Here is a 26,412-nt window from a genome sequence, read left to right on the forward strand (position 1 = left end):
TGGAATGCTTTAAAAATATTATAAAGGAATTTTTATATTATTTCCAGCAGAATTTTTTGTTTTAGCAGAATTATTACTGAATACAGCTTTTGAACATTGTTTTTGAGCTGATTCGTAAAATCTGTCGCAAGCCTTTTCTACATCCTCTTCCGTAACTTCAAGAAGATTATCAACACGCACCTGTTTAAATCTCTGAGGATTACCATACAGCATACCTTCAAAACTTCTGGCTCCCCTATCCTTCGGACTGGCAGGAACTATAGCATTTCCGTAATTAGATACTATAGTTTTTTCAACTTCTTCCTTAGAAATTGGTGTACTGCATAATTCTTTCAAAGACTGAAGATAAACTTCAATTGATTTTTCCGGGGTTGGATCACGATACGTTGTCATGATAACCTGCTTTTCAATACTGTCTACCCAACAGGAAGCACCGTATGCACCACCAGTTGTACGGATTTTATCCCAAAGTGTATGATTTGAAAGCCATGCCGCAAAAACATTTTCTGCAGAAGCTTCTTTTGTTAGATAACTTGATGAAGGTATAATTGCCGAAGCATAGCCGGTTTGTCCCGGAACATTCAGAAATTGTATTTTATCATCCTTACAAGCTTCAAAATCACTAATATATGGAGAAAGCTCATCCATTGTATAATGATGGCCTGGAAGCAGTTTTGTAAGCTGTGCCTTTTTAGCAAAATCAGAAAGCAAAGGTTTAAGTTTTTTGAGTGAATCACTATCTGAAGTAATATGTATTATACCACCTGCTTTTAAGCATTCTTTATACATATAACTGAACATTTTCAGCATTTTTTTAGCATCATGCTTTTTATAGCTTTCTACTGTATGAAGCTGACTCACACCCCACATAATTTCATTCAATGCCAGATTTTCATTCCAGCCGGCACGGGCACGTTTTTGAGTGTAATCACGGCCATTAGAAATAATGCTGTTTTTCTTTTCAGCTTTAAGCTCTGTCATCAAAGTTTCAAGATGTTTTTTATCATCAAAATCCATCTTTGTGATTATTTCTGCAAGCATATCCAAGGCTTCTTCTGCACGTTCTGTCAAAGCTTTACAGATTAATCCAACCCAGTTTCGGCCACAGAAATTATAAGCTCTGTATTTATCAGCTTCTGCAATACAATCTGGAGCATCAGGTATTGAACCGGAAAGCGTACGCCCCCAGATATCTCCCATTACGCAGGAAGATTGAGCTGTACACTTATCCCAGCCTTTTCCATTCCAACCGAGATTAGTAAGTACATCTGCAAAGAAAGGTATATGCTGAAGATATTCTGCAGGCAGCCTGTCAAACGGAAATAAAACATCAACATAGAAAATACCGTTGGTGTCTTCCTGACTGATAAAAAGAGGAATATCAGAATCATCTGCACCAGTAATAAACTCCAGTGTTGTTTCTGGGATATCTATTGAACGCTCAAGTTCGCAGATTTTTGTTGTTGGGATGCAGGCTGTTTCTTCAGAAGTCTCAATATGCTGCTGATAAGCATGCAATTCATCGAGATCTTTCTTAAGCTGAACCTTATCAAGATTCTGTTCAAGGCGTTCAATGAGCAGTTTTTCTGCTGCTTCACGTTCCTTAAAATAGTTCTCTGAAGGCTCTGAAACAAAACGCACCTTAACAGACGGATCTAAGAAGTATTTTTTGATAAGTTTTTTTGTATATTCCGGGTCCTTATGCAGTTCAGCCTTAACTCTTTCAAAAGATGTAATTGGAGCGAGATGTCTTGAACAAACATCTCCGTTACACCAGCCCTTCAAAGTTTTTTCCATAAGCTGAATAGAGAATGGTCCCCAATATCTGTTAACTTCGCGCAAGGTAAAATCAATACCCATTACAGCAGAATCGATATCTTCCTGTGAAACCCCATTCTCGTAAATTTCGTTTAGCGTTTTTTCTACAAGGTTAAAGACCTTTTCTTCATTTCCCTTTTTTACGCCCCAGAGACCTGCACAGAAGAACTCCTCACGGAATTGACCAAAACTCTGAAACTGTACATCATCACCAAGTTTTGAATCTTTTAAGGCGCGAGCAAGCGGTGAACTGTCATTTCCACACAACACTTCACATAGGAAAAGTTTTTCAATATCAGCTTTACCGGCATACCAGTTCAGAGAAACAAAGCTTCCTGTAGAGCCTGTTTCTGGAGCTAAGGTTTTTAGCGAGCATGATTCCTGCAGAAAATTCAAAGTTTGAAGATTCTTTATATCCATCTTTATGACAGGCTTTTTAGAATCAATATCAATATTGCAGATTGCCCCACCCTCGCGGCAGTCATATTTCTTTATGAGACGGCCGATAAAACGTTCATCAATAAAATCCAGCTGCTGATAGGTTGGAATATCACCATACAAAAATAAAAGACAGTTATCCGGACTATAAAACTTCTGATGAAAATCAAGAAACTCCTGGTAAGTCAGTTCAGGAATGTGCAGCGGATCTCCACCAGAATCAAATGCAGGATAACTGTTTGGGAACATTGCAAAAATAAGATCACTGAAAGCAATAGGCTGGAATGAAGAATAATTTCCCTTCATTTCATTATAAACAACGCCCTGAATGCTGAGTTTTCCCTCTTCGTCCATTTCTACACGATGCCCTTCCTGAATAAAGGTTGCGTGATCCAGTTTTGGGAAGAATACTGCATCACCGTAAACGTCCATCATATTAAAATAATCAGCGCGTACTACTGAAGCTCCCGGATAAACAGTTTTATCCGGATATGTAAGGGCATTCAAGAAAGTATTAAGGCTTGTCGAAGCAAGTGTAATAAATGGCTCTTTTAAAGGATATTTTTCACTTCCGCACAAAACTGAGTGTTCCATAATATGTGCAACACCACGGGAAGTTTTGTCGAGTGTACGGAATGCATAAGCAAAAAGATTTTCTTTATCGTCTTTGATAATATGATAAACTTCCAGACCGGTAATCTTATGGCGCAGATATACAGCTCGGGCCTTGTAATCAGGAAGTTCATCAATAGCAAGCAGTACAAAGTCCTTGTAAGCTTTGCCAATATTGGCTGGGTCAGTAAAATTAAACATGTATAAACCTCAATTAAACGAAGACGTCATCGTTCCTGTCTTTTATGATAAGATGTCCCTCTTCGAATGCACGACGCAGTTTGCTGAAGAATTCCGAAGTTATACGTTCACAGTCACTTCGGCGCATAGGCTTTAAGATATCTTCCTGTGCGCGAACTTCGGCACGACGACCTGCAGAAATATTGCTGAGGATTTTTTCACGGAAATCATCCGGTTTTGCAGCTATAAGATAAGCAATATCTACTTCTGTCATTTCACGGAGTTTTTCCTGAACAAAGCGGTCGTCTGATTTTACAACATCATCCATTGTAAAGAGACGGCTTCGTAAATCCTGTCCTAAATCAGGATCATCTTCAGAAAGATAAGTAAGTATATCATTTTCAGCTCCTGCATCCATCTTTTTAAGAATCTGTGCAAGTGCGTTACGTCCATCTATATTCTCTGCTTTTTCAACAGTCTGATTCAAAGATTTTTCGTGCATAGCCTGATCTACACGGCGAAGAACATCCGGGCTCACAGGCTCCATTTTTGCAAGCCGCATAACAACTTCTTTCTTCTCTTCTGGAGTCATAAGGTTGATGATTTTTGCAGCTTTTTTCGGATTAAGATGAGAAAGAACCATACTCTGCACACCAGGATTTTCATCTTTTATAAGCAGATATACACGTTCATTGTCAGCATCTCTAAGATAGGTAAAAGGAACCTTACCTTCGAGCGGCATAGCTTTTTTAAGCAGCTCGTCTGCACGCTTTTTTCCATATGCTTTTTCAAGCATTTCTCTGGCAGTTTCTACGCCGCCTTCTTCACGGGCCTTATTAAGAAGTCCGTTAAATTCCTCCATAATAACGGCAGCTTCTTCTTTGCTTACTGTTCTTATAGAGGCAATTTCAGGAATTATTTTTTCAATCTGAGATTCAGAAAGATGTGGAAGAATTTTAGCAGCTTCATCTTCGCCAATGAGCAGAAGGAATTTTGCAACCCGGCGGTAAACGGAATCTTTTCCGTCTGGAGTCTGTTCAACAGGAACCTTTAACAGGCCGCCGGTTTTAAGATAATCAACAGTATTATCCAGTGCCTGCGATGGAGACTGCTTTTTTTGTGTAAGATCTTCTGCCTTTATATCTTTTGTGAAAACTGTCTTCTGAAAATTGTTTTCTGATTTTTGTACTGAGGGAGTCTCATTAACAGGAACTGGAATTCCCTCAGTATTTTTAGTATAAGCTTTGGCACGAAAATCCTTAACATTCATAATGTTAATATTTTATCACATATCACGCAAAAACGCCACTCACCATTTTTGCATAATGACCATTCAATGCAAGAAGTTCATTATGATTTCCGCGTTCAACAATTTCTCCATGATCTACAAAGAAAATCACGTCTGCATTGCGGATTGTTGAAAGTCGGTGTGCAATAATAAAACTTGTTCGTCCTTTTAGAAGTTCACCAAGCCCCTGCTGTAAAGCTTTTTCAGTATGAGTATCAACTGAAGAAGTTGCTTCATCAAGAATAAGAATTCTAGGATCACTTAAAAGAACTCGTGCAAAGCTTATAAGCTGTTTCTGGCCCTGTGAAAGACCACCACCGTTTGCACTAAGCACAGTATTATAGCCATCAGGGAATGCAGAAATAAATTCGTGAGCCTGTACAGCCTTTGCGGCAGCCATACATTCTTCATCAGTTGCTTCAAGACGACCATAACGGATATTCTCCATAATTGTTCCGCTGAAAAGGAAACTGTCCTGCAGCATAACACCAACCTGTTTTCTGATTGACTTAATCAAAAGCTCCTGAATATCAATTCCATCTATAAGAATCTTACCCTTCTCTGCATTATAGAAACGGCTCAAAAGATTTACGATTGTGGTTTTACCTGCACCCGTTGGGCCTACAATAGCAACTGTCATACCCGGTGTTATTGTAAAATCGACATCTTTTAAGATTGGATTTCCCGGCTCATAAGAAAAATCAACATGATCAAACTGCACATGTCCACGGATTGGAGGAAGTTCTCTAGCACCAGGTTTATCTGTTATATCGTCCTCTTCATCAAGAAGTTCAAAAATACGTTCGATATATGCGCCTGTAGTAACCATAGAATTATAAAAGTTACCAAGGTTCTGAATAGGCTGCCAGAAACGCCAGATATAGCCTGCAAACGCAACAAGAGTACCGATTGTTACAGTTTCTCCAAGCCAGTTAATACCTGCAAGATAAACAAGAGTAACACCCAAAGTTGAAAGAATATCTACAGAAGGCCAGATAATATTATTGATGTTTACAGCACGAATCCAGACTGTTTTACATTTCTGACAAAGTTCATTGAAAATCCCCTGATTTACTTCCTCGCGTGCAAAACTCTGGGTAACCTTCATTCCGTTCAAACTTTCAGAAAGATATGCTGTAAGATTTGAACGCTTATAACTTTCCTGTTTCCATGCCTCATGCTGCTTTTTCTTCATTGAAATAAGAATGATAAAAAGCACTGGAAGCACAGCCATACACACCATAGTAAGTTTTACATCAATTGCAATCATAAAGACTATGATAACAACAAGCGTAAACAAATCAGAAATCAGCTGAATTATTCCGTTGGAAAGCAGATCAGAAAGCGAGTTTACATAGTTTACAACGCGGATAAGAATCTTTCCGTGTGGTCTGCTGTCAAAATAACTGAATGGCAGAGACTGAAGTTTTGTAAAAACATCATGACGGATATTAACAATAATTTTCTGTGCTACACGAGTCATTATCTTAAGCTTCTGAGCAAGCAGAATTCTTACTATCAAAGTTGAAAACAACAATACTGCCGCAATAATAACTAACATCTTATAGTTCGCAGAAGGAATTGCCTTATCAATTGCCATTCTGGTAAGGTATGGGCTTGTAAGTGAAATTGCAGAAGACACCAGCATTATCACACAGGAAAGTACCATCCATTTTGTATAAGGTTTAATCCATTTTGCAAGACGCATTATAATATGAGGATTAAACTTCTGTTCTATTTCTTCATCTGCATCAAATTTATTTCTTGCCATAATTTACCTCAATAATCCTCTTAGCCGCGCTGTTCCAGCCATACATCATGGTAATAACCGTCACGAGAAATAAGCTCCTGGTGACTTCCCTTATCAATAATCTGTCCATCCTGAATAACAAGAATTACATCGCAGTTTTCAAAAGATGAAACTCTGTGGCTGATAATAAAAGCAGTGTGTCCTTTACTGCGGCTTTTAATAGACTGACGGATTTTATACTCCGTGTCATTATCAACAGCACTTGTAGTATCATCAAGAATCATAATCTTTGGATCTGCAAGGAAAAGACGAGACAATGCAATTCTCTGTTTCTGTCCGCCACTCAAGCCGACACCACGTTCACCGACAATTGTGTCATAGCCGTCTGTGAGATCTCCAATAAATTCCTTCACCCGCGCCAATTCAGCGGCAGCTTCAACATCTTCAAAAGAAGCCTCTGGTTTTGCAAAAGCGATATTTCCTTCAACTGTATCACTGAACAAGAATGCTTCCTGCATTGTAATTCCGACATTTTTTCTCAAATCCTGCAGATTGTACTCACGAACATCCTTTCCATCTATCAAAACCTGGCCGGAATCTGCATCATAGTAACGGCACATAAGATTTGCAATTGTGGATTTACCGCTTCCTGTTGGACCTAAAATTCCAACTGTAGTTCCCGGCTCGATCACAAAACTCATATTTTTGATTACTGGAGTTTCATTATAGGCAAAACTTACATCACGGAACTCTACACGCCCTTCGACAGTTGTAGCGTCCTTACTGTCATTTCCATTTTTGATTTTCGGTTCTGCTTTATAGAGTTCAAAAAGTCTGTCGGCAGAAGCTCCGAAATTCTGTGTATTATCAACAAGAGTTCCAAACATATTGATTGGCTGAATAAAAGCCCACATAAGGCCGTTAAAAGTTACCAGCTGACCAATTGTCATTTCATTATTGATTACAAGGTAACCGCCGAACAAAATCAGAATTACAGGCAAAACCTGACACAAAGCATCTATCCAAGGCATAAAGCGTACACGCATATCTGCATTGGCTACTGATACATCGCGGTACCCTTCATTTTCTTTTTCAAAACGTTCTGTTTCATAGCCTTCACGAACAAAAGCCTTAACGACACGATTTCCTTCAATATTTTCACCAACACGTGTATTCAATACTGCAAACTGATCTCGTACACGCATATGAGCCGGTCGGATATGTACCTTGAATTTTCTTACAAGGATAAGCACTGGAGGTGCAATAACCATAAATGCAAGGGTTAGCTTCCAGTTGATTGAAGCCAGAGTAATAATTGAAAAAATATATATGAGACTGTTTTCAAGAATCTGATACAAAACCCAGGCAACAAAGTGACGGACTTTATCCAGATCTGAAGTAAGTAGTGTCATTACGTTTCCGGAAGGAGCATTATCATACCAGGAAAAATCAAGCTTCTGAATGTGAGCATATAAATCTTCCCTCATTTTCAAAATTACGTTCTGTGAACAATGCTCAAAAATGACCTGATAGCTGTAGCGGAAAATAGATTTTCCAACTACAACACAAATCATAATTCCAATTAATTTAAATAAAAGCTCATGCTGGCTGCCTTTAATAACCTTATCTACGATATTTCCGGTAACCAGAGGATTCACCATATTCATTGCAGCAACTATTACACTTAAAAAAAGTCCTGCCGCCATACCAAAACGATATTTTCGCACGTATGACCATACCCAGGAAAATGCTGTTTTTTCTTTCATAAAAACCTCTATTTTACACTAGCATTACTCGCAATTCCGTGCTATAAAAAAAGGGGAAGATAATTGTACAATTCTCTATCCCGGAGGACTCCATGGATGACCTTTTTGAATATAGTGACAGTCTTAATGCCCCTTTTCAGGCATTTTCTGGCGACTGGAAATTCGTAAAACCACACTGGCATTATTTTACCGAAATGGTTTATCTTGTAAGTGGAGTTTTGTATGCAGAGGTTGATGGCAAACAGTTTACCATGAATCCCGGAGATATGATTATCTTCCATCCAAAACAGATTCACGCCTTTCTTGATTACCCAGTAAAGGAAGATTATTCAGAAAAACCTCTGTTCTATGTCATTAAGTTTGATGACATGATTCTCTCAAATACAACACCGGGTTCTCCAAAACTTCCAAAACTTCTTGATAACGCAAATAATGCTTCTGAAGCAACCAATCTTCTTACTGCACGAGATCTTCGCTTTAATCCGGTAAAAATGTATTTTGAATACTGTATGTGGGAAACAAAAAACAAACAGTTCGGCTATGATATTAAGGTTGCTTCAATGATCAGCCTTATTGTAACTGAAATAATCAGAATATGGCTCCATCACGGATTTCAGTTTTCTACAAAAACAACCTTCGACCAGTTTTCTACAAAAGATTTTTCTGTTCTTGAATATATCGACAAGCATTCGTCTGAAAATATCAGTATAGAAGACCTTGCCTCAAAATGCGGTATGTGTTATTCAAATTTCGCAAAACAGTTCAAAACTCAATTTGGAAAAACCTGTAAGGAATATATTGAGTTCATAAGAATCTGTAAGGCAGATACTCTCCTGCTCTACACCGATAAGACTCTCGATTACATCAGTCAGGAAACTGGCTTTACTGATGCCAGTCACTTTATAAGAACGTATAAGAAAATTCGAGGTATTACGCCTAAACAAAGACGTAACTCTCAGCTCTAAAAAAAAGAGTCCAATTCCTTACACTCAGGAATTGGACTCTTTTTTTTATTTAATTTATCACAAACTATTTAGTCTGCTTCTTATAGATATCGTTAGAAAGTTTTACAATCTTATCTACATTAAGGTTCTGACAGCTCTTTACATATTCATCCCAGTCTCTATTGATATCTTTCTGTCCTGTAACAAACTTAAGTGTCCAGGCATTGATATTATCAATAAGAGGAGTTGCCCAGAGATTCAACTGCTCACGCTGATCTTCAGTTGGCTTAGCCTTTGGATCAACTACAGCAACAGTCTTGTATTTTGCATAGCGGGCATAAAGATCCTGTACTTCTGGAGTGAATGCATCTGTTGATTCAGCTGTTGAGTGACCATAGAAGTAGTTACCACCAGCATATCCCCACTTAAGACGGATATCAATATCGCTATCTGCACCTGGAAGACCAAGACCACCACACTTATAACCTGGAAGAAGTTTCTTAATCTGTTTTCCATTTACAGTTGCATAATCCCATGTCTTACCCTTTGGACCCCACTTACAGAGTGTATAAGCCTCTTCTGAATAGAACATCCAGTCTACAAAGCGCATAAGTTTTACAAATTCTTTTTCTCCAAGTTCATCAAGAGCTTTCTGAGAAATCATTACACCACATTCAAGACGTGAAGTTTCTGCAAGATTCTTGTTTGTTCCAGATGGATAAGCTGTTACATAACACTTAGCCTTATCTCCAACAATCTTCTTTACACCAGCAATATCGTTAGCCATCTGAGAGCGGTTTGTAGACATAATTACAGTCTTTCCGCTGTAGAACTTATTATGAGCAGTATCATCAGTCTGTGTGAAAGTTTCAGGATCAAGAAGTCCGTCTTTTATAAAACTGTTAGCAACAGTAATAAATTTCTTGAAATCTGGGCTGATAGAAGATGAATAGAACTCTTTCTTCTTATAATCATATTTGATACCACCGTTAGAGCCTTCAATTGCCCATCCAGAAAGAACATTGTAAGAAGCACCCATCAATTTAAGAAGGTTACCGCCCTGTCCTTTTCCTGATTCGCCACACCAGAGGTCAGACCAAATGTAGTCAGACTGTTTACACATTCCCTGTGCAACCATGTACTTCTTTACACCAACGAGAACATCGTGCAATGTTTCCCATGTCCAGTCTTTTTCAAGTTTGCGAACATCATAACCTGCAGCTGTGAAAATATCATCACGAACCATGATTGTATAGTCCTGAAGAGCTGCCTGATGCATACCTGGGAGACGATAGAATTTTCCATCATTCTGACGGATTGTATCAAGATCAGGATTCATATTGTATTTATTAACGAATGCAGTAAAGTTAGGCATGTACTGAGTATAGTCAGAAACAGCAACCACACCGCCACCAGCTACGTACTGGCTTTCATCATATACTTTTGGAATGATGTATGTAGCAGAACCAGAGTTAATTGCAAGGTTAATCTTCTGATTATAATCACCACTGTCATAAGATGTAATATCAAGGTGAACGTTTGTTACTTTTTCGATATCCTTGAAAACACCTTCTGTCTTCCAGGTATCCTGCATTGCATACCATGATGCATCACTGAAAGAAATTGAGTATGTTACAGGCTTATCAGAATGGAATGTTTTTCCTTCACCGTAAGTATAACCAGATGCAGCTATATCTTTCTTAGCCTTTGTTTTTTTTGACCAAGGCGCAGCGAACATAGCAGCAACACACATAATTGCAACAGTTGTTGTTACAACTCTTTTCATAGTTTTATCCTCCTATTAATAATAAAACGTTTTTTTTATTCTTTAACACCACCAAGCATCATACCCTCAACGTAGTATTTCGAGATGAATGGGTAAACACAGATGATTGGCAGAGCCATAAGAACCATAGAACAAGACTTGATGTTTGCAGCAATCTGCATCTTTTCTGCACTAGCCTCTCCAGGGTCTGCAGAAGTTGATGCACCGGAAATAACAGTCTTAAGATAATAAGCAACCGGCCACATTTCCTTTTTATCAAGATAAAGGAAAGCATTATACCAGTTATTCCAGTATCCAACTGCATTGAACAGAATCATAGTTGCAATGATAGGCATAGAAAGAGGAAGCACTATTCGAACAAAAATGCCTATAGGACTCAATCCATCAAGCTCACCTGCTTCTTCAAGCTCATGAGGAGTTTCTGAGAAGAAGGATTTCATAAGAATGATGTAATAAGTACTGAGCAGAGATGGAATGATAAATCCTGCTACCTTATTTACAAGATGAAGTTTCATCATCAAAACGTAATTAGGAATCAAACCACCACCAAAGTACATTGTAAAGATTACAAACTTTGTAAGAATCTTGTATCCCTTTAATTCTTTTTTTGAAAGCGGATAAGCCATACAGCAGCTGAACACAAGGGAAAGAATTGTACCAAGTACAGAATAAACAACTGTGTTCTTATAAGAATGCATGAATTCGCCTTTTGCAAATACAGACTTATAAGTTTCAATATTAAAACCAATCGGAATAAGATTTACCTTTCCAAGAGTGATTGCTTCTTCAGATGAAAAAGACTGTGCTACCAGGTATAAAAACGGATACAAGGTCACCACACAAACCAGAATCATAATTGCAGTATTAAACCACTTGAAAACGATATAACCTGAAGACTCTCTTACTTTTACGCCAGTTTTCTCAGCCATTTTATTCCTCCATTACCACAAGCCTGTGCCCGAAACTTTTTTAGAAATCTTGTTTGCCATTGTAAGCAGGAACAGATTCAACAGAGCTTCAAACAAACCTACGGCAGTAGCATAGCTGTAGTTACCGGAACCAAGACCCATTCTGAATACGAAGGTAGAAATAATATCAGCCGTCTCATAAGTCATCGGGTTATACAAAAGGAATACTTTTTCGAAGGCACCGCCGGAACCGACAAGTCCTCCGATATCAAGAATAAGCAAAGTTGTAATAGTAGGCAGAATGCAAGGAATAGTTACATGCCATACACGCTGAAAATGATTAGCACCATCAACTTCAGCAGCTTCATATAAGGAAGGATTGATTCCCGCAATAGCTGCAAGATAAAGAATAGTACCCCATCCAAGAGCCTGCCATACACCAGAAATTACAAAGATTGGATTAAAATACTGAGGGAAGGCAATGAAAGAAACCTTTTCACCGCCAAAATGTGCAATAAGCTGATTAAGCGGACCACTTGTAGAAACCAGCTCACGAATCATACCAGTAACGATTACCATAGAAATAAAGTGTGGAAGATAAGAAACAGTCTGTACAAACTTTTTCCACCACAAAGCTTTTATCTCATTAAGCAGAAGTGCAAAAATCAAAGTAAGAGGGAATCGTACTACAAGATATGAAATATTAAGCACCAGCGTATTTCTGAATGCACGCCAGAAAGTTCTATCTCCAATAAACTGCTTAAAATACTTTAAGCCACTCCATTTATCGCCAAAAAGACTTCCACCTGCACGATAACGGCGGAATGCGATGATATTTCCGGCCATTGGAATATAGCGGAATATAATATAATAAAGCACCGGAATCAAAAGCAGTAAATAGAACTGCCAGTACTTGCGAAAATACTTCTTAAAATTCTGTGCTTTTGTAACAGAATTTAATTCAGTACCCTGTTTTTTTTGAGTTTTCTTGAACATTTTTTTTCCCATTATTAAAAATTCTCTGTAATATAAATAAGTCCCACTAGTATACTAGAACACTTGACTACAATGGTAGTATAATATTTTTAAAAGTCAAGGGGTGTCAAAAACAAAAAAAAAAGATAAGGGATTTTCCGTATGCCATTAAGACAATAAGGGATTGACCGTTAATTACTCTATCCTTAAAATATGAGAGAATATGAAGAATACAGAAAAGCATGAAAAAGAGACAAACAGAGAATATGCACTACGTGTTATAAAAGATAACATTGTAAATCTTGAACTGGCTCCAGGAAGCATGATTAGCGAACAGGATATTGCAAACGAATTAAACCTATCACGAACTCCTGTTCATGAAGCAATGCAAGAATTATCTTCTACAAAAATAATTGAAATTCTTCCTCAGAGAGGCAGTCATGTAAGTCTCATTGATATGGCTCATGTAGATGAAGCAGTATTTGCCCGTACAACTATTGAATCAGAAATAACTATGATGGCTTGTCAGCAGGCATCGGAAAAAGATATTCAGGAGATGGAAGAAAACGTTACACTACAGCGTTTTTATTATGAAAAGCACAATCTTGATAAAATAATGGAACTGGATAATGCTTTCCACGAAATCATGTACAAGATTACCAACAAAATGCAGTGTCATTATATGGTTCGTCTTATGAGTATTCATCTGGACAGAATCCGAGAACTGACAATTCAGGCTTTCAATCCAGAAAGAATTATTAAAGAACATGAAGAACTTCTTGAGACCTTTAAGAAAAAAGATCCTGCTGCAGCAAAAGAAGTATTAAATAAACATCTTTCCCGTAAACATTTTCAGGAAGATGAGCTCAGAAAAGCATTTCCACAATATTTTGCATGAAAGAAGAATAATAAAAAAAATTTGACATATGCATTTTTTACAAATATACTAGTATACTAGCTAAGGGATTCCCCTTATGCCTAATATTAGGAGTAAAAAATGAAAAAATTATTCAAAATTTCAAGTGTAGTAACAATCGCATTAGTTCTTTTGTTATCATCATGTTCAAAAAAATCTGAATCTTCTGATAAAAAGATTCCAGTAACCTTCGCAGGAACAGAAGCCGCAACTACAGGACAAAGCCGTATGATGCAGGCTGTTGCCGACAGACTCAACGCAACCGGCCGTTTCAGCGCTACAGTTCAGGTTGCCGGAGCCTTATCCGGTGATACAGATGCTCTGGTTACACAGGCAAAACTTGGAGTTAGCCTTGTAGTTCCAAGTGACCCTGGTCGTCTTGCAAGTCAGTTCAAAATCCCAGATTTGAACATTCTTATGGCTCCATATATTCTTACAGATCCAGCATCTTTGAAAAAACTTCCAGATACTGCACTCTTCAAAGAATGGCAGGCAGAATTAGAAAAGCAGGGAATTGTTTATATCACAAATATGTACAACGGTTTCCGCTGCTTTTACACAACAAAACCTGTAGCTCATGTTGGTGATTTGTCAGGACTTCGCATCCGTGGTTTTGGAAATGCAATTGGAAATAATCTTGCAAAATACTTTGGTTTTGCAAACATCGGTATTTCATGGGGCGAAGTATTCCCTGGAATTCAGCAGAAAACTCTTGATGGTTGTGAAGTTCAGGTTGCAACAGCAGATGGTTCACGCCTTTATGAAGTTGTAAAGAACATTGCCATGACAAAGCACTATATGCTTCAGTCTGCATTCGTTTGTTCAGCAAACTTCTATAACAGCCTTTCTCCAAGCGACCGCGATATCTTTGTAAAGACAATGCGCGAAGCTGCTCTTGAATATGGCGAAATCATCAGAAACGAAGAAGCCGGATATTATGACAACATGAAGAATCATGGAGTTACAATTACTGATGTAGATATCGCAGAATTCCAGAAAGCAATTGAACCTTTGTATACAAATAATGATTTAGGATTTTCAGCAGGTTTGAAAGACAGACTTTTCAAAGAGTTGAACGAATAAATTATTTGTAAATCAATAAGAGGGTGCATCATTTTTGACGCATCCTCTTTTTTTAAGGTGCTATTTATGAAAAAAATTTTAAAATATTTAGATTTGGCAGAAAAAGCAGTATGTGGAGGAGGATTTGTTCTTCTTGTTCTGCTGGTTTTTATGTCTGCCATATTACGTTTCTTAAGAATATCAATGTCCTGGAATATTGATCTTGCAATGCTCCTTCTTGCCTGGACTAGTTTTTTGGGTGCTGATATTGCCTGGAGATCTGGCCAATTGATAGGAATTGATATTTTGACCAGACATTTACCTCCTATAATTCAAAAGATTTTGTCACTGATTATTTATATAATCATTTTCTTTTTGACATGTGTAATTTGTGTATATGGTGCACGCCTTGTGTGGGTAGAAAGATTAAGAACATATCAGTCTATACCTATTCCTTACTCTGTTGTTACTTTGAGTCTTGTAGTTGCAACCTTCTCAATGGCTTTATCAACAATAGGTAAAATCAAAAAAGTAATATTTTCATTTAAAGAAGAAAAATCTGTGGAGGTATCAGAATGACACTTCTGCTTTTATGTTTTGTTTTATTTCTTATTTTGGGAATGCCGATTGCCTATGTAATTGGACTTGCCGGATTTGCTTACTTTTTAAGTCAGCCGGTTTTGCCTTTTGAAGCAGCTACGCAGATGGTTGTTCTGCAGAGTCAGTCCTTCGCTTTCCTGGCTGTTCCCTTCTTTATTTTTGCAGGAAACTTAATGAATGTTTCTGGAATTACAGAACAGCTTTTGAGTCTGGCCCGACTCCTCACCAGGAGAATGTATGGTGGTACAGCTCAGATTTCTGTAGTTATGTCTACAATGATGGGTGGCGTATCTGGTTCAGCAACTGCCGATGCTGCAATGGAAACAAGAATCCTAGGTCCGGAAATGCAGGCCCGGGGTTATACAAAAGGCTACATCACTTCGGTAAACTGTCTTACAGCACTTATCACAGCAACAATTCCTCCTAGTCTTGGTTTGATTATTTTTGGATTTGTCGGTGAAGTTTCTATCGGACGTCTTTTTGCAGCTGGTATTATTCCCGGCATTTTGATGATGATTTTCTTGATGGCAACAGTTTCTATCACAAGCCGAATCAGAAAATTTGATCCCCCAACCCACAATGCCACAAGATTAACTTTCAAAGAGCTTTTCCAGAATCTTAAGGTTTCTGTATGGGCTCTTTTATTCCCAATTATTCTTATTGTGGGAATCAGATTTGGACTCTTTACTCCATCTGAATCAGGCGCTTTCGCTGTTATTTATGCCTTGATTGTTGGAAAGTTTGTATATAAAAAGCTTACATGGGAAAATTTCAAAGAAGCACTCATTACCAGTGTAAAAGATACTGGAGCCATCATGCTTATTATTGCGATGTCTGGCCCATTCAGTTATGCCATTACCTGGGTAAAGCTTCCTGCTGTTCTTTCTAATTTCATTTTTGGAATTACAGAAAATCCACAGTTATTAACACTGTTAATGCTGGGCTTCCTCTTTATTTCAGGAATGTTTGTAGACAGCAACGTAAATTTCCTTCTTTTAACACCTATTTTCCTTCCAATGGTAACAAGTGTTGGTATGGATCCGGTTCACTTTGGGGTTCTTATGGCCACAATCGTAACACTTGGAGTTATGACACCTCCTGTAGGTTCTGCACTCTATACTGTATGTGGAATTATAAATTGCCCTCCCGAAGAATACACAAAAGAAAGCATTCCTTTCTTTATAGCTATTTTGCTTGAACTAGCAATACTTGTATTCTGTCCAAAGCTGGTATTATTTATTCCAAACTTGATTTTTGGAGCATAAAAAAAAATTAATTTTTTTTGAAAAAAAGTGATATTTGTTATTGACATAAATCAGTGTTTCGTATAATATAACAAACATCACGCGGGCGTAGCGAAGCTGGTTATCGCGCTGGCCTGTCACGCCGGAGATCGCGGGTTCGAGCCCCGCCGCTCGCGCTAAGCCTTCCGCAAAACGGAAGGCTTTTTTATTTAGAACACAGAACGGGTATTAGCGCAGCTGGTAGCGCGCGACGTTCGGGACGTTGAGGTCGCTGGTTCGAATCCAGTATACCCGATACGTAATAAGACGGAACCACCGGAAAAAGGAGGTGAATACAGTATGGCAACAATCATGGTTGATGATTCAGAGAACCTTGAAAAAGCAATCAAACGCTTTAAGCGCATGGTTGAAAAAGAAGGCATTATCCGCGAATACAAAAAGCGTGAATACTTCGAAAAACCTTCTGCTACCCTCCACCAGAAGAAGACAACTCTCGAGAGAAAGCTTCTTAACAAGAGACGTAAGACAGAAAAGAAGGACTATTAATCTAAGTCCTTCATAAAAAAAAGCCCGGTTAACCGGGCTTTTTTATTTAACCTTATACAGTAAACAGATTTATCTGCTCACCAATCTGACCTACCGCCGCTTCTACGCTGTTTGCAATTTCGGTAAGTGCATTACTTGATTCCTTGATTTCACCCGCACTTGTAGAAATCTTTTCCATACTGTCTCGGATTTCTCCTGTTGTAGTTCGCAGATGATCAATTTCTTCAAGAATTGCCTTATTACCTTCTGCCATTTCATGTGACGCAGCCCTAACCTCACTGGTATTATCATTCATAAGCTTAAGCGCATCACCAATCTGTTTAGAACCTTCCTGCTGTTCTTCCATTGCACCTTTAATCTGAAGTACCAGCTGCTGAGTCTGCATGATAGAATTACTTACAGAAACAAAGGCCTCTGTAGAAGCCTGAGATACACTTGCTACATCATTGATAGAACCTTCAATCTTCTTAAGCTCTTCACGAATAGTCTTAGACTGAGCACTCGAGGTTTCAGAAAGTTTACGGATTTCATCTGCAACAACAGAGAATCCCTTACCAGCTTCTCCAGCATGAGCCGCCTCAATTGCAGCATTCATGGCAAGAAGGTTTGTCTGAGCCGCAATATCACTGATTGTCTTATTGGCAGCCTGAAGAGCCTTTGACTGATCTTCAATCCCATGAATACGCTGGTTTACATCATTCTGTCGCTGAATACCTTCTTCTGTATTCTGAGCAAGTGAATCAAAAGAAGAAGCCATATAACCGACAGAATTATTTACACTACTGATATTTCCAATCATTTCTTCTACGGCAGCACTTGCTTCAACTACACCACTCGACTGCGTTTCAATCATCTTCTCAAGAGATTCGATATTCTTTGAGATTTCTTCAACTGAACTTACTGTCTGAGAAACACTATCAGCCTGGTTCTGAACATGAGTACCAATATCGTGCAAATCCTGAATAATTGCTTCTATTGAATTACCATTTCCTTCAATTCGCTGCTGAAGCCCTGTATTTACATCTCCCAGCATCTCTTCAGAATCTTTTACTCCACTGATAATCATGCGGAGTTTTTCCATAAAGGCATTGAATCCATCTCCAAGAGCACCAATTTCATTATTACTCTTAACTACAATCTGCTGTGTAAGATCTGCCTCGCCGGATGCAATTTCATGAATAGATTCCTGTACAACCTTAAGTGGCTTAACGGCAGCAATCATAATCAAAGAACAGACAATAGAAATAATTACACCGATTAATGCAGTAATAATTATAATCAAAGTTCTCATTCTGTTTCCTACAGCTTCAATCTGAGACTGAGGAATAGTTAAAATTGCCGACCATGGAGTTCCCTGAACCGGAACATAAGAAGCAAAGGTAAGCACTCCGTCAGGATCACGATAATAACCTTCTCCAGACTTTCCCGAACAAGCCAGAGAAGCAATTTCATCAAGCCCGGAATATCCGGCTTTATCACTATAAGAAAGATCCATATATTTACTCATACCACGTATATGAGAAATAAGCACTCCATTCGAACCCACAAGGATTGCCTTTCCATCTTTACCCATGGAAAGTTCTCCAACCATCCTATCAATTTCATCAAGTCTTACAGCACCGGCAAAAACACCAATAAGACTTCCTGCTGAATTATAAGCAGGTCGTGCAATATAATAGCAGACAGAACCATCTAACTGAAAGTCAATATCAGAAACATAAACCTTCTTTTTATCTTTCATTATCGAACGGAAAAACGGCTTTGAAATTACTGTAAGGATTTTTCCATCACTTGCATAACCAACTCCATCCGGTGTACAGAACATTACATAATTAAAAAGTGAGTTTTTGATATTTTCATGACTTAAAAGCCAGTTGATAATATTGTTTATATTACCTGTCTTTGTAACATCATTATCAGAATAAATTCTAAGGTCATTTACAAGAACCTCGTTCCAATACTGAATCTTTCCTGCATCTTCAGCAATTACCTTTTCACTGAAATCTGAATAATCACTCCGAGAATAAGATTTTACACTCTTTACAATAAAGATAGTCAGAAGTACAAAGAATACTGCAAGAATAGCAAGAATATATAATGAGAACTGTGTGGCAAGATGCCCATATTTTTTCTTCTTTACATCGTCCATAACCTTTACCTCTCTTAGTTCCTATTTTGTAGTATTCTTATATATCTTATTGATAGCAACTGCATGGAAAGCAATTCCCTTTACATTACTCCTTATAAGATTTGCATTACACTTCTGATAAATTGGAGAAATAGCCGCATCTTCCATAATCATAATTTCAGCTTCTTTCATTGCAGCCCAGCGCTCTGCAATCTTTGTACAAAGCTCACCATCTGTACAATCTGCAATAATTGCATTATAGGCTGGATTAAAATAATTACCCATATTATTTGAGTTTCCGGTTACCCACATCGCAAGATAGGTCATAGGATCTGCATAGTCTGGTCCCCAGTTATTAAGACCGAACTGGAAAGCACCGGCACTCATAATCTTACGTCTTTCCTTTTTAGGAACAACCTTTACATTGATTGTTACTCCAGGAAGATTTCGTTCTACCTGACGTTTAATTGATTCAGAACAGATTACCTGTGTTTCACCATCTGCAGTAAGAAGTTCAATTTCAAAATTTTTCTTACCTAATTCCTGTTGAGCTTTCTCATAGAATTGTCGGGCTAAAGCAGGATTATAGGAACACAAATCAGGAAACTCAATTCCAGCCGGTGTAAAATCCTGCCCAGACTGAGAGAACGCATAACCTCTTGGAATAGCACCATAAGCTGCAGCAGAGCCATCTGCCATTTCCTTTACAATCAGTTCGCGGTCTATAGCATTTGCAAAGGCAAGTCGCATGTTTTTATTTGCAAAAATCTTGTCATCAAAATTGAAGGTGAGGAAGTATAAGAAGCCTGAATCAACCGGTCTAAACTCCGGAGAATTTTCCATCTGAACAACAGCATCACCAGAAAGCTCAACAAAATCCAGCTGACCACTCTGATATTTCCTTAAAGCCTCTTCTCCACTACTGATTACTTCATAATGAATACCACCAAGTTTTACTCTTGCAGCATCATAATAAGCAGTATTTTTTATAAACGAAATTGAAGTTGCATTAACTGAATAATCAGTCAGAATGAACGCACCATTTGAAAGACAAGTATCTGGACTTGTTGCATATTTATCGCCACAAGCTTCAATAAACTTCTGATTTGCGGGATAGAAGGTACAGAAATAAAGAAGCTGATCAAAATAAGAAACCGGCGTCTGGAGCTCTACCTCAAAAGTATAATCATCAGGTGCGCGAACTCCAAGCTGATTCGGATCCATCTGTCCTGCCTGAATAGCTGTAGCATTTTTTATCTGTGCAATATCACTGAACATAAATGCGTATTCCGATTCTGTTGCAGGATCAATACCACGCTGCCAGCCATATACAAAATCATGGGCTGTAACCCTGTCTCCATTTGACCAGTACACATCATCACGCAGCTTGAACGTATAATGAAGTCCATCATCCGACACCTGCATATCTTTTGCGACAGCATATTTTACAGAACCGTCATCTGCCATCTGCATAAGACCATCTATCATATTTCCAATAAGCTCGAAAGAAGTTGCATAAACAGATACCTGCTGATCAAGAGTATCTATTGTAGCATCCAGTGACACGTTTAATACCGGGCCACTAACCTTTTTTTCTGGCAGAGGGCCAGTCGGACCTGTCATTACCTGTTTACCACATCCAGTTAACGATAAAGACAAAAAAATCATACACGCATAAGTAGATAGATGCTTCATAATAATCTCCAGTTTGCATAAGAGTAAATGATTATGTTTTTAAATGATTTTTTTTAATGGGGAGTAACGATTAGATGATTATTATAATTTTAACATACATATAAGCATTTCGCAAATTTAAAAAAAATAGACCGCAGGTATTATCACCATGCGGTCTTATATAAGTCGGCAAGTACAGATTGCCTCTGAGCTGTTAGAAGCTTAGTTCTTAGCACGCTCGAGGAATGATCCGTCGCGTGTATCGATTACGATTCTGTCGTCTGTGTTGATGAACAATGGAACGCGAACTTCGATTCCTGTATCAAGTGTAGCAGGCTTCAAAGACTTTCCAGAAGTATCACCCTTAACACCTGGCTCACAGTAAGTTACTGTACGTGTAACGCGAACTGGAAGATCGATACCTACTGGCTTTCCTTCGTAGAATGTAAGGTTTACTTCGAGGTCATCATCTGGAGTGATGTATCCTGCATAGTCACCAAGGTCTTCCTTAGCAAGTTCGAACTGCTCATATGTATCCTGATCCATGAATACAAATGTGTCGCCGTCAATATAAGAAAGCTTTGTTACGTGTGATTCAAGATCTACTTCATCAAACTTTTCACCTGCATCAATACCGAGATCCATTGTTGAGTTTGTAACAAGGTTCTTTACACGGAAGCTTGTAACCATTCCGGCACGACCTGAACGCTGTCCGAGCATCTTCTGAACGATAAGAGCATTACCTTCATACATGAAGGCTGTTCCAACTTTTAACTGTGATGTCATTAACATAATATAAAACCTCTAAAAAAGAATTTACAATAATAGTTTCTATATTATAGCAAGTTTTTCAATGTATGTCATTAAGTTAGCAGCGAGGTCACCGTTTTTTCTGAGAGAGCATGCAAAGTCATCAAAAGACGGAGCAAGGTGATCAACAGCAGAAAAGAAGTCTGAATATGGATTGCTTCGTCGCTCCGCTCCTCGTAATGACGGCTCTGACGGAGAATTTATATCTAGCCAGGTACGTTCAACGATTTCAAAATCTTCTTCTGAAAAATGCCGTCTCATACGCTCCAGGAGCGCATTCACCTTCACAAGCTGATATTCATCGCTTTGCGGATAAGCGTGCCAGATAAACGGAATACCCGAAAGACAGGCACGCGACATAGATTCCTCGCCGCGAATTACAAGGGCTGAACAGGACTTCATAACCTTATCCCATTCAGTCTGATTCAAATACGGAAGTTCTTCTACAAGGCCGTCCGCACCACAAGCCTTCACGGCAGACATAAAACTTTCCTTGCCGCGCCCCTGTGCAACGAGAAGTTTCGGCTCATAAGGCGGGATCGCACTACGAGCGCTCAACCACCCGTCCACCAGATCCCGCCAGTCCTTCTCATACGTAAACACAAGCACCGGCCCATCAGCCTTACGCTCCGGCACCTCATGCCATTCTTCTTCAATTACAAGCCCGCCGGTTTTCTCAGTAAAGCCCGGCATAAAGTTCACCTTCTGAACCTTTGCACTGCGGGTAAGCGACTGCAGGCAGTGAAAATCCTCGGCATACTGCTCAGCTGTCAAATAATCTATCATTATAATGTGAACAGTACGCGAAAGTTTTTCTTCGAATAAAATATTTTCCATCCAGTCCGGCCGTCCGCACTGAAAGCACTCGAGAATAACTGGCATCAACTCGCCGTCATTACGGCTAAACGCCTCATGACAATAATCCGCAGCATTCCAGTTAAAAACCCGAAGCCCTTCAACTTCCTGCTCACTTACATCACACTGCACAAGATTACAAATCTTATTAAAACTAATAAGATCATCAACAACGAGGTTAATCTGATTTTCTGGATTGATTTTTTTAAGCTGTTTTGAAAGACGGTAAACAACTCCGATGTCTCCGAAGTTATCTACCACCTTGCACAGAATAGTTATATACATGGGAGCACCATTGTCATTGCGAGCCGAAGGCGTGGCAATCTATTAATTGATTTTACTATATAATCCGCTAAGTTCTTCGCGCCATTGAGACTGCTCTTCGCGGTTTTCCCATTCGATTATTTTTTTGATTGTAAAATGACGCTGATCACGGATATTTTCATACTGAAGAACTGCAAAACGTCCCTGACCAATATAAGCTACTTTTTCATTTTCTCCGGTAGGCTCAGACTGCTTTACCTGATTCAGAACACAGTCAAAATGAAGAGGCTGTCCGGTAGTCTTATCAGCAATAGCACTGGCAATGTCAGTAATCGGCTGTCCGCATTTTGGACAGATGATTTCACGTGCCTTAACATCCTGAATAGCTGCTAATCTCTGTCTTTCAGCATCCTGGTCTTCATATAAAGCCTTGTTAAACTGAAAAGACTTCTGTTTATTTTCGCGAGACTGCTCATTATTTCTTTTCTGATTATTCCAGTTGTTCGAATGTTTTCTATTGCGACGTCTATCCATAATTAATCCCGGAATTTCAATTCATCAGGATCATCAATCAGATGATTACTAATAACCTGTGCAATTCTTTGAATTGCATTATCAAGATATTCCTGATTTTGAATTTTCTCCCTTAACTCCAGTATTCTTGGAGACAGATCGACAGTTTCGGTCCGTTCAAGAACAAGAGTTGCTGCCCCTGTAGATTTTCCACCAGAAATCATAAAATCTCCCTAAAAACTACGCGTTATTACTCTGTAAATGCATTTTCAATATGATATACGGGCTCCAAGCCGGGCATATCAATAACAATTACATCAAATCTGATGTAACTGTTACTATATTGTCGATGTTTTAACAGAAAACGTTTAGATGTTTTTATGATTCTTTGACGTTTCTGGTAATTTAACTCCCTCTGAATCATATCTATTGTGCCGTTTGGAAGCGTTTTTACCTCCACAAACACAATCGTATCATTCTTAAATGCTATTATATCAACTTCTCCGCCCTTTGTCCGCCAGTTACGCTCAATTATTGCAAATCCATTTGAGATAAGATATTCTACAGCTCGGTTTTCACCATTATCTCCGATCTGCTTTGTATTCATTCAGCACCCCTGCGTTTAAGTTCTTCCTCAGAAATAATAAATGAAAAGATAACAGCAAGTGCTTTCCAGGCTGATTCAGGAACAACAGTTCCAACCTCATTCATTCCAAGAAGATCTACAAGAACAGCATCCTCAGCAATCTGAATGCCGTTTTTTTCTGCTTCTGCTATCATAAACTCTGCAGTGCGTCCCTCTCCTTTAGCCATTACAACCGGAGCTTCTACACCTTCGGGATATTTCAAGGCTATGGCACGCTTTTTCTGATTTTCACTCATACCACACCTCCGAAAGTATAAAAGATTTCAAGTCCGCTTGCATTTCCTTCTATATCACTAATTTCAGCTTCCGAAATATTTATTCCATTCATATCAGCAGCAATAAACATTTTCTTTAATTTATCAGCTATATCTTTCTGATTATGATTGCCGGTTTTAGAGTAATCCCCTTCAGAAACATTAAAACGAACATTTTTACACCGGCCAGATTCATAAGTAAGACTAAACAAATATCTTTTTCCATTATATCTGCAGTCCAGATTCATCAGTTTCAATATTTTTCCTGAATCAAATAAAAGCCTAAGATTACCACTTCCAAGCACAGATTTTGCATTTTCTGAAGCAATCATTCCTCCCTCATACTGCACAAGCTCAAATGGAAAAATATACCAGGCACCTTCTGCACCGTTTATTCTATTTATAAGTTTTTTCTGATTTTGCTTTGAGTGATTACCCTGCCCCTTTTTTCCACTATCATCCCAGGACAAATCTCCTGAAAGCTGCAGCAAAAGTTCTTTTATTTCATCTTCATCTGCAGAAAGCCCTTTTTCTGCAAGCATGACAAGGATTTCTGCAGCCGATTTTTCTTTTCCACCAAAACGAAGGGCAAGACTCCTTATACGAGCCAGCATCTGAGAATCAAGTTTAAGACCTGTCTGGGTAAACATCTGAAAAATGGAAGAAGAAAGAATATCCGAAGAAAGACCTGCACTCTGTAAAAGAGAAGCAAGCCGGTTGGATGTCATTTCATTCATCTGAAAATCGATATTCTGCAGGATTGCGCCTGTCTGAGACTGGGGAGTCAGTATGATTTTTCCATCTCTACCACTGACTATAGCAGAAAAAGTATCTCCGGTCTTTAATGCACGTTCAGAACTAAAACTTACTTTTACACCAGCGACAAAACCTTCATATCGGCCTCCACCAAGACCACGCGTTACGCGCACAGGAACAGAGGAACCTTCGGTTAGTACCTTATGAGCTGAGACCGGCCGCGTTATGGAAGTTCCTGCCGCCGCAGTTGAATTGATATTTGCCGCATTAAAATCCATAAGATAATTATAGTTAAAAAAAATAGGACTTCCAAGACTGGAAGTCCTATCTTTATAAAATCCGTCATTGCGAACCGAAGGTGAAGCAATCCATTTTATAGATTGCTTCGTCGCTAAGCGCCTCGCAACGACACGAGCTTGAAATTACTGAGCGTTGTTCTTAGCTTCAGCAGCTTCTTTGCGCTCTTCCTTAATCTGAGCTTCTGTAGCGGCAGCAGCAGCTTCAGCGCGTGCGTTACGAGCAGCGATTTCAGCAGCAATCTTTCCACCAACAAGAGTCTTAACCTTAGCGCTCTTACCTACCTTATCGCGGAGGTAGTAAAGCTTAGAGCGACGTACCTTACCAGGGCGAACAACGTCAACCTTTACGATACGTGGGCTGTTATATGGGAATACACGTTCTACACCAACGCCGTAAGAAATCTTACGTACAGTGAAAGTCTCGCGTGCACCTTCGTTCTTCTTGCAGAGAACGATTCCTTCATAAACCTGGATACGCTCTGTTTTACCTTCGATAATCTTGAAGTAAACTTTTACAGTATCACCAACATTGAAGCCCTGTGCTCCAGGACGCTTCTGTGTTTCTTCGATAGTCTTAATAAGATCCATAGTGATCTCCTTTAGTTTTGCACCTTCTTTGCCTTTTTCTTTTTCTGATGTTTAGCAAAGAAAGATTCGGTTATTTCCTCAATCATCTTTTCGGCTTCTTCAGTAAGCTGACCTTTCATGCGAGCATCGCGAATTAAATCCGGTCTGTTTGCCATTGTCTTCATCAGCCGCTTTCTAAGCCGCCACTTTCGGATTTCCTCATGATTTCCACTAAGTAAAACCGGTGGAACCTTCATACCCTTCCATTCTTCAGGATGAGTATACTGCGGGTACTCCAAAAGTCCGTCACAATAACTTTCTTCTTCGAGCGATTCGTGAGAAATAACTCCGTCTACAAGGCGGTAAACAGTGTCTATAACAACTGTTGCAGCCACTTCTCCAGATGACATTACATAATCTCCAATGGAGATTTCTGCGTCAACATAAGAATCGATGATTCTCTGGTCAATACCTTCGTATCTTCCACAGATGAATACAAGTTCGTCTTTGTGACTAAGTTCTTCGGCAATCTTCTGTGTAAGCTGTTTTCCGCTCGGTGTTACATAAATTACGTACTTTCTGCGGGCATTTACACTATCAAGTGCCTTTCCGAGTGGCTCTGGCATCATAAGCTGGCCAGCGCCGCCTCCATACGTTCCGTCATCACAGGTATGGTGTTTATCAGTAGCAAAATCTCTGATGTTCACCAGATCGTAAGCAATAATTTCCTTTTCTACCGCTTTGGCCATGATTGAGTTTTCAAAAAAAGCCCTAACGATATCTGGAAATAAGGTCAGCACAGTAAATTTCATG

At 38.9% G+C, this 26,412-nt stretch carries 24 protein-coding genes and 2 tRNA genes; 8 read left to right on the plus strand and 18 right to left on the minus strand.

Going from position 1 to position 26,412, the window contains the following annotated elements:
- Positions 1 to 18: 18 nt before the first annotated feature.
- From AABJ44_RS10375 to AABJ44_RS10390, 4 genes are read right to left on the minus strand one after another with little or no spacing between them, the layout of a single operon-like run.
- Complete coding sequence (locus AABJ44_RS10375) at positions 19 to 3,069, minus strand: insulinase family protein (RefSeq protein ID WP_338368954.1); 3,051 nt, start codon at positions 3,067 to 3,069, stop codon at positions 19 to 21.
- Between the two features lie 13 nt (positions 3,070 to 3,082).
- On the minus strand, positions 3,083 to 4,318 hold the full coding sequence (locus tag AABJ44_RS10380) for a flagellar motor switch protein FliG (RefSeq protein ID WP_338368955.1): 1,236 nt from the start codon (positions 4,316 to 4,318) through the stop codon (positions 3,083 to 3,085).
- A 22-nt stretch (positions 4,319 to 4,340) separates the two neighbouring features.
- Complete coding sequence (locus AABJ44_RS10385) at positions 4,341 to 6,107, minus strand: ABC transporter ATP-binding protein (RefSeq protein ID WP_338368956.1); 1,767 nt, start codon at positions 6,105 to 6,107, stop codon at positions 4,341 to 4,343.
- 20 nt (positions 6,108 to 6,127) lie between these two features.
- Positions 6,128 to 7,852 carry an ABC transporter ATP-binding protein gene (locus tag AABJ44_RS10390; RefSeq protein WP_338368957.1) on the minus strand — a complete coding sequence of 575 codons (1,725 nt, stop codon included), beginning with the start codon at positions 7,850 to 7,852 and terminating at the stop codon, positions 6,128 to 6,130.
- Positions 7,853 to 7,944: 92 nt separating this feature from the next.
- On the opposite strand from AABJ44_RS10390, the gene AABJ44_RS10395 reads away from it, so the two are divergent.
- Positions 7,945 to 8,817: an AraC family transcriptional regulator gene (locus AABJ44_RS10395; protein ID WP_338368959.1), complete on the plus strand. Its 873-nt coding sequence runs from the start codon at positions 7,945 to 7,947 to the stop codon at positions 8,815 to 8,817.
- Between the two features lie 64 nt (positions 8,818 to 8,881).
- Here the strand turns inward: AABJ44_RS10395 and AABJ44_RS10400 are convergent, their stop codons facing one another.
- The 3 genes from AABJ44_RS10400 to AABJ44_RS10410 are packed head-to-tail and all read right to left on the minus strand — an operon-like array spanning position 8,882 to position 12,498.
- Entirely contained in the window at positions 8,882 to 10,582 is a 1,701-nt protein-coding gene (locus tag AABJ44_RS10400) for an extracellular solute-binding protein (protein ID WP_338368961.1), read from the minus strand.
- A gap of 35 nt (positions 10,583 to 10,617) precedes the next feature.
- Positions 10,618 to 11,511, minus strand: a complete 894-nt coding sequence (locus tag AABJ44_RS10405; RefSeq protein WP_338368963.1) for a carbohydrate ABC transporter permease — start codon at positions 11,509 to 11,511, stop codon at positions 10,618 to 10,620.
- A 12-nt stretch (positions 11,512 to 11,523) separates the two neighbouring features.
- A complete protein-coding gene (locus tag AABJ44_RS10410) occupies positions 11,524 to 12,498 on the minus strand; it encodes an ABC transporter permease (protein ID WP_256210217.1) in 975 nt (324 codons plus the stop codon).
- A gap of 190 nt (positions 12,499 to 12,688) precedes the next feature.
- Between AABJ44_RS10410 and AABJ44_RS10415 the strand changes: the two genes are divergently transcribed.
- The 7 genes from AABJ44_RS10415 to rpsU all read left to right on the plus strand — a co-directional run bounded on the left by AABJ44_RS10415 (position 12,689) and on the right by rpsU (position 16,833).
- Complete coding sequence (locus tag AABJ44_RS10415; RefSeq protein ID WP_074639841.1) at positions 12,689 to 13,363, plus strand: GntR family transcriptional regulator; 675 nt, start codon at positions 12,689 to 12,691, stop codon at positions 13,361 to 13,363.
- Positions 13,364 to 13,462: 99 nt separating this feature from the next.
- Positions 13,463 to 14,464, plus strand: coding sequence for a TRAP transporter substrate-binding protein DctP (dctP, locus tag AABJ44_RS10420; protein WP_338368967.1), 1,002 nt, complete (start codon positions 13,463 to 13,465; stop codon positions 14,462 to 14,464).
- Positions 14,465 to 14,530: 66 nt separating this feature from the next.
- The gene (locus AABJ44_RS10425) at positions 14,531 to 15,022 is read left to right on the plus strand and encodes a TRAP transporter small permease (protein ID WP_338368968.1); all 492 of its coding nucleotides are present in this window, start codon (positions 14,531 to 14,533) and stop codon (positions 15,020 to 15,022) included.
- Positions 15,019 to 16,308 (plus strand): TRAP transporter large permease, encoded by a 1,290-nt coding sequence (locus AABJ44_RS10430; protein ID WP_074639838.1) that lies wholly within the window; start codon positions 15,019 to 15,021, stop codon positions 16,306 to 16,308. Before AABJ44_RS10425 ends, AABJ44_RS10430 begins: the two co-directional genes overlap by 4 nt.
- An 81-nt stretch (positions 16,309 to 16,389) precedes the next feature.
- A tRNA-Asp gene (locus AABJ44_RS10435) sits at positions 16,390 to 16,463 on the plus strand.
- A 46-nt stretch (positions 16,464 to 16,509) separates the two neighbouring features.
- Positions 16,510 to 16,582: transfer RNA gene (locus AABJ44_RS10440), tRNA-Pro, on the plus strand.
- 44 nt (positions 16,583 to 16,626) lie between these two features.
- Positions 16,627 to 16,833, plus strand: coding sequence for a 30S ribosomal protein S21 (gene rpsU / locus AABJ44_RS10445; RefSeq protein ID WP_022931060.1), 207 nt, complete (start codon positions 16,627 to 16,629; stop codon positions 16,831 to 16,833).
- A 52-nt stretch (positions 16,834 to 16,885) separates the two neighbouring features.
- Here the strand turns inward: rpsU and AABJ44_RS10450 are convergent, their stop codons facing one another.
- The 11 genes from AABJ44_RS10450 to trmD all read right to left on the minus strand — a co-directional run bounded on the left by AABJ44_RS10450 (position 16,886) and on the right by trmD (position 26,411).
- On the minus strand, positions 16,886 to 18,982 hold the full coding sequence (locus tag AABJ44_RS10450; protein WP_074639837.1) for a methyl-accepting chemotaxis protein: 2,097 nt from the start codon (positions 18,980 to 18,982) through the stop codon (positions 16,886 to 16,888).
- A gap of 21 nt (positions 18,983 to 19,003) precedes the next feature.
- Positions 19,004 to 20,656: a peptide ABC transporter substrate-binding protein gene (locus AABJ44_RS10455; protein ID WP_338368971.1), complete on the minus strand. Its 1,653-nt coding sequence runs from the start codon at positions 20,654 to 20,656 to the stop codon at positions 19,004 to 19,006.
- Positions 20,657 to 20,857: 201 nt separating this feature from the next.
- Entirely contained in the window at positions 20,858 to 21,421 is a 564-nt protein-coding gene (locus tag AABJ44_RS10460) for an elongation factor P (protein WP_256210216.1), read from the minus strand.
- A gap of 45 nt (positions 21,422 to 21,466) precedes the next feature.
- Complete coding sequence (gene earP / locus AABJ44_RS10465; protein WP_338368972.1) at positions 21,467 to 22,585, minus strand: elongation factor P maturation arginine rhamnosyltransferase EarP; 1,119 nt, start codon at positions 22,583 to 22,585, stop codon at positions 21,467 to 21,469.
- A 42-nt stretch (positions 22,586 to 22,627) separates the two neighbouring features.
- Positions 22,628 to 23,098: a hypothetical protein gene (locus AABJ44_RS10470; protein WP_074639833.1), complete on the minus strand. Its 471-nt coding sequence runs from the start codon at positions 23,096 to 23,098 to the stop codon at positions 22,628 to 22,630.
- Between the two features lie 2 nt (positions 23,099 to 23,100).
- Positions 23,101 to 23,301 (minus strand): hypothetical protein, encoded by a 201-nt coding sequence (locus AABJ44_RS10475; protein WP_074639832.1) that lies wholly within the window; start codon positions 23,299 to 23,301, stop codon positions 23,101 to 23,103.
- Positions 23,302 to 23,327: 26 nt separating this feature from the next.
- On the minus strand, positions 23,328 to 23,684 hold the full coding sequence (locus AABJ44_RS10480; protein ID WP_074639831.1) for a YraN family protein: 357 nt from the start codon (positions 23,682 to 23,684) through the stop codon (positions 23,328 to 23,330).
- Positions 23,681 to 23,959: an EscU/YscU/HrcU family type III secretion system export apparatus switch protein gene (locus AABJ44_RS10485; protein ID WP_338368977.1), complete on the minus strand. Its 279-nt coding sequence runs from the start codon at positions 23,957 to 23,959 to the stop codon at positions 23,681 to 23,683. The genes AABJ44_RS10480 and AABJ44_RS10485 overlap by 4 nt, the downstream gene beginning before the upstream one ends.
- Positions 23,956 to 25,011 (minus strand): hypothetical protein, encoded by a 1,056-nt coding sequence (locus AABJ44_RS10490; RefSeq protein WP_338368978.1) that lies wholly within the window; start codon positions 25,009 to 25,011, stop codon positions 23,956 to 23,958. The genes AABJ44_RS10485 and AABJ44_RS10490 overlap by 4 nt, the downstream gene beginning before the upstream one ends.
- Before the next feature lie 144 nt (positions 25,012 to 25,155).
- Positions 25,156 to 25,620 (minus strand): 50S ribosomal protein L19, encoded by a 465-nt coding sequence (gene rplS, locus AABJ44_RS10495; RefSeq protein WP_074639828.1) that lies wholly within the window; start codon positions 25,618 to 25,620, stop codon positions 25,156 to 25,158.
- 11 nt (positions 25,621 to 25,631) lie between these two features.
- A complete protein-coding gene (gene trmD / locus AABJ44_RS10500; protein WP_074639827.1) occupies positions 25,632 to 26,411 on the minus strand; it encodes a tRNA (guanosine(37)-N1)-methyltransferase TrmD in 780 nt (259 codons plus the stop codon).
- Position 26,412 lies beyond the last annotated feature (1 nt).

It is taken from the genome of Treponema bryantii, assembly GCF_036492245.1.
GTDB classification, from domain to species: Bacteria; Spirochaetota; Spirochaetia; order Treponematales; family Treponemataceae; genus Treponema_D; species Treponema_D bryantii_C.